Raw genomic sequence first — 4,546 nt, forward strand, 5'->3', positions numbered from 1 at the left:
GCGCCCGCACCGGATGCCGCCCGGGGTGGCGGCCAGCGGCCCCCCGGGCGGCCGCGCCGCCGCCGCAACGGTCCCCGCCGGATGCAAGCCCCCGCTTCCCGGCCGGCCCCCGGATGCCCTACTTCCCCGGCATGACCGCCGCCGCCCCGGGCTGACCCCCCTGCCCCGCCCCCGCAGCCTCTGGCGCTGGCCGCGCCGCCTCCTGCTCGGCCTGCTCGCGCTTCTCCTGCTGCTCGGCGGCGGGATCGCCGGCGCGGTCTGGTGGACCCTGCCCGCCAGCGACGCCGCGCTGCGGCTGCCCGGCCTGTCGTCCCGCGTCACCGTCACCCTGGACCAGCACGGCATCCCCCGGATCGCCGCGGCGACCGAGGCCGATGCCGCCATGGCCCTCGGCTGGGTGCATGCCCGGGACCGGCTGTTCCAGATGGAGCTGTTGCGCCGCGGCGCATCCGGCCGCCTGTCCGAGATCGCCGGCAGCGCGACGCTGCGCGCCGACCGCCTCACCCGCACCCTCGGCCTGGCCCGCCGGGCGGAGGCGGACCTGGCCGCCCTGCCGGCCGAGGCGCGTGCCCTGCTCGAGGCCTATGCCGCCGGGGTGAATGCCTGGATCGCCGCCAGGGGCCGCTTCGCCGCGCCGGAATTCCTGGTGCTGGGGGCGCCGGAGCCCTGGCGGCCGGAGCACAGCCTGCTCTGGGCCAAGGTCATGGGCGTCTGGCTGTCCGGCAATTGGCGGACCGAGCTGGACCGCGCCCGGCTCGCCGCCATCCTGCCGCCGGAGACGCTGCGCGACCTCTTCCCCGAGGACCGGAGCGCCGGCCGCCCCGACCTTGCCGGCCTGGGCGCGGAGTCGCTCGGCCGCCTCGCGGCGGCGCTGCCGCGTTTCCCGGAGCCGGGCACCCTGCCCGACTCGGCCAGCAATGCCTGGGCGGTGGCGCCGGCGCGCTCGGCCAGCGGCGGGGCGCTGCTCGCCTCCGACCCGCATCTCGGCTTCCAGGCACCGATCCTCTGGTACCTCGCCCGCATCGACTTCGCGGATGGCCGGTTCCTGGCCGGCGCCACCTCGCCCGGGGTGCCGCTGGTGGTCATCGGCCGCAATGCCGACCTGGCCTGGGGCTTCACCACGACTCATTCCGACACCCAGGACGTCTTCGTCGAGCGCCTCTCCGGCACCGATGCCTATGAGACGCCGGAGGGGCCGCGCCCCTTCGCGGTGCGGGAGGAGGTGATCCGGGTCCGCGGCGCCGCGCCGGTGACGCTGCGGGTGCGGGAGACGCGGCACGGCCCGGTGATCTCGGACCTGGAGGATGGCCCGCCGGGCGACCGCGTGCTGGCGCTGGCCGCCGCCAACCTCGCCCCGGCGGACACCGCCGCGGCCGGGCTGCTGGCGCTGAACCGCGCCGGCTCGGTGGCCGCGGCGCGGGCGGCCGCGGCGCTGATCACCAGCCCGTCGCAGAACCTGATGCTGGCCGACCGGCAGGGCCGGATCGGGATGATCCTGACCGGGCGGACGCCCATCCGCCGCGCCGGCGACGGCATGGCGCCCGCCCCCGGCTGGGATGGCAGCCATGACTGGACCGGCTGGATCCCCTTCGATGCCCTGCCGCATGCCGAGGCGCCGGCGAGCGGCGTCCTGGCCAATGCCAACAACCGCCCGGCGCCGCCGGATGCCGCGGCCTTCCTGGGCGCCGAATGGCCGGAGGATTGGCGCTTCCGCCGCCTGGCCGAGGCGCTGGGCGCCCGGCCGAGCCACGACGCCGCCGGCTTCGCCGCCCTGCAGCGCGACACGGTCTCGCCCTTCGCCCGCACCCTGCTGGGGCCGGACTCGGCCCTGCGCCGGGCGTCGCGGCCGGATGGGATCGCCGGCGCCGCCCGGGACCTGCTGCTGGGCTGGGATGGCGATGTCCGGGCCGACCGACCGGAAGGGCTGATCTTCAACGCCTGGGTCGCCGCATCCGGGCGGCTGGCGCTGGCCGCGGGCGGCGTGCCGGACGGCGCGGTCCGGCCGCGCAGCGGCTTCCTGCTGCGGGTCCTCTCGGCGGCGGGCGAGGGCGGCCCCTGGTGCGGCGGCGACTGTCCCGGGCTGGCCAGCCGCGCGCTGGAGGCGGCGGTGGCCGACCTTGCCACGGCGCAGGGGCCGGACCCGGCCGCCTGGCGCTGGGGCCGGGCGCATGTCGCCCGCTTCGACCATCCGCTGCTGCGCGCCCTGCCCGGCCTCGGGCCGCTCACCGGCCTGGCGGCGCCGACCGGCGGCGACGAATGGACCGTGATGCGCGGCGGCAGCCGCGGCGCCGGGCCGAACCCCTTCGAGCATGTGCACGGCGCCGGGCTGCGGCTGGTGGCCGACCTGGCCGACCCGGATGCGACCTTCGCGGTGATCGCGACCGGGCAGTCCGGCCACCCCGCCTCCCGCCACTGGGGCGACCTGCTGCCGTTGTGGCGCGACGGCGGGATGATCACATTGCGCCGTGCCGCCGATGCCATCGGCGGCCGCATCCGCCTCGATCCCTGATTTCCGGAGAACCCCATAGCACCGGGGCGGTTGATTCCCCGGCCCGCTCCACCGACACTCAGAAGGCCGATGCTGCACCGTCCGAACCGCCGCCCGCAATTCTTCTACACCACCGCGCCGCTGCCCTGCCCTTACCTGGCCGGCCGGACGGAACGGAAGATCGTGACCGAGCTGACCGGCCCGGACGCGGAGGCGCTGCATGACCGGCTGTCCCGGGCCGGCTTCCGCCGCAGCCACAACATCGCCTATTCGCCGGTCTGCCCCGGTTGCAACGCCTGCGTGCCGATCCGCATCCTCGCCCCCGAGTTCGAGCCGAACCGGACCCAGCGGAAGCTGCAGAAGCTGAACGCCGATCTGGCGGGGTTCGAGATGCCGGCCCGCGCCACCGCCGAGCAATTCGCGCTGTTCCAGCGCTACCAGCAGGCGAGGCATGGCGATGGCGACATGGCGGCGATGGGCTTCTACGACTACCGCGCCATGGTCGAGGACACGCCGATCACCACCGGGATGATCGAGCTGCGCGACGCCCAGGACCGGCTGGTGGGGGCCTGCCTGACCGACTGGCTCTCCGACGGGCTGTCGGCGGTCTATTCCTTCTACGACCCGGCGGAGGCGCGGCGCTCGCTCGGCTCCTACGCCATCCTCTGGCTGATCGCCCGCGCCCGGACCCTCGGCCTGCCCTTCGTCTACCTGGGCTACTGGGTGCCGGAGAGCCAGAAGATGTCCTACAAGAGCCGCTTCCGCCCGAGCGAGGTGCTCAGCGGCGGCGTCTGGCGGGTGATGGAGGACGCGGCCGAGCCGGAGGCGGCGCCGGTGGTCCCGGCGGTGCGGGAGAGCGCCAGCTAGAGCGCCGGCTCGGGCCTGCCCGCAGAACACGGCGACATGCCCCGGCAGGCACGTTCCGTCCCTGCGGCGCCACCGGTCCCGCCGATGCCGCGGGCCCTCGGCTGCGGCATGGTCCTGGCCGAGCCTGGGACACCCGCGCCGACCCTCGCCGGCCTCCTCGCAGGCGGGCCTTGGCGCCGGCCCGGACGCGTCGCGCCATGCGGCGCCAGGATCGCGGCCGCGGGTCGATCGCCGCGATCGAGGGCAGCCCCTCGGGGGTCGGGATGGCGCCGACCCGCTTGGCCACCCGCCGCCGGGACCGGCCGGTCCCGCGGGCGGCGGCGCCGGCCTGCGGCCCCGGGCCGCCCGACCGCAGGAAGGGGGTTCGGTTTCGGCGGCCGGGCTGTTATGCCGCCGCGCGGCCCGGCCGGGCGGCGACCATTCTCGGAGATCCCCATGCGCATCGACGCCATCGCCATCGGCAAGAATCCGCCGGAGGACGTCAACGTCATCGTCGAGGTCGCCATCGGCGGCGAGCCCATCAAGTACGAGATGGACAAGGCCGCCGGCACGCTGATCGTCGACCGCTTCCTCTACACGCCGATGCGCTATCCCGGGAATTACGGCTTCGTCCCGCATACGCTGAGCGAGGATGGCGACCCGATCGACGTGCTGATCGCCAACACCCGCCCGATCATCCCGGGCGCGGTCATCGCCGTCCGCCCCGTCGGCGTCCTGAAGATGGAGGATGACGGCGGCGGCGACGAGAAGATCATCGCCGTGCCGGTGCCGAAGCTGACCCGGCGCTACGAGCGGGTGATGAACTACTCCGACCTGCCGCAGATCACGCTCGACCAGATCCAGCATTTCTTCGAGCACTACAAGGACCTCGAGCCCGGCAAATGGGTGAAGGTCGCCGGCTGGGGCGATGCCGAGGAGGCGAAGCGGCTGATCGTCGAGGCGATCGAGCGCGCCCGGAAGGCCGGCGCCGGCAGCTGACACCGGCGTGCCGACGTCCCGGGGCCGGAATGCCGGCATGGCCCGCCGAGGCGCCGTGGCGGCGGCGTGCCAGGCAGGCAGGCCAGGGCGGTCGGCCTTCCCGCTGGCCGGCCTGAGCGGTCGCGGCGACGGGCCGGCCGGCGGCCGGGATGCCCCCGGGTGCGCCAGGGGCCGGTCGCCGCGACCCGGGTCCCGGCGCATGGCCGGGGACCG

At 75.8% G+C, this 4,546-nt stretch carries 3 protein-coding genes; all 3 read left to right on the forward strand.

What is annotated here, in order from left to right; translation table 11 throughout:
* Positions 1-2,509 (forward strand): penicillin acylase family protein (locus E2C05_RS29000; protein ID WP_338045212.1); only part of this gene is annotated, 2,509 nt, incomplete at its 5' end.
* Between the two features lie 69 nt (positions 2,510-2,578).
* A complete protein-coding gene (locus E2C05_RS29005; protein ID WP_133223102.1) occupies positions 2,579-3,355 on the forward strand; it encodes an arginyltransferase in 777 nt (258 codons plus the stop codon).
* Positions 3,356-3,790: 435 nt separating this feature from the next.
* The gene (gene ppa, locus E2C05_RS29010; protein WP_133223103.1) at positions 3,791-4,333 is read left to right on the forward strand and encodes an inorganic diphosphatase; all 543 of its coding nucleotides are present in this window, start codon (positions 3,791-3,793) and stop codon (positions 4,331-4,333) included.
* Positions 4,334-4,546: the final 213 nt, after the last annotated feature.

Source organism: Paracraurococcus ruber (assembly GCF_004353985.1).
Lineage (GTDB): Bacteria > Pseudomonadota > Alphaproteobacteria > Acetobacterales > Acetobacteraceae > Paracraurococcus > Paracraurococcus ruber.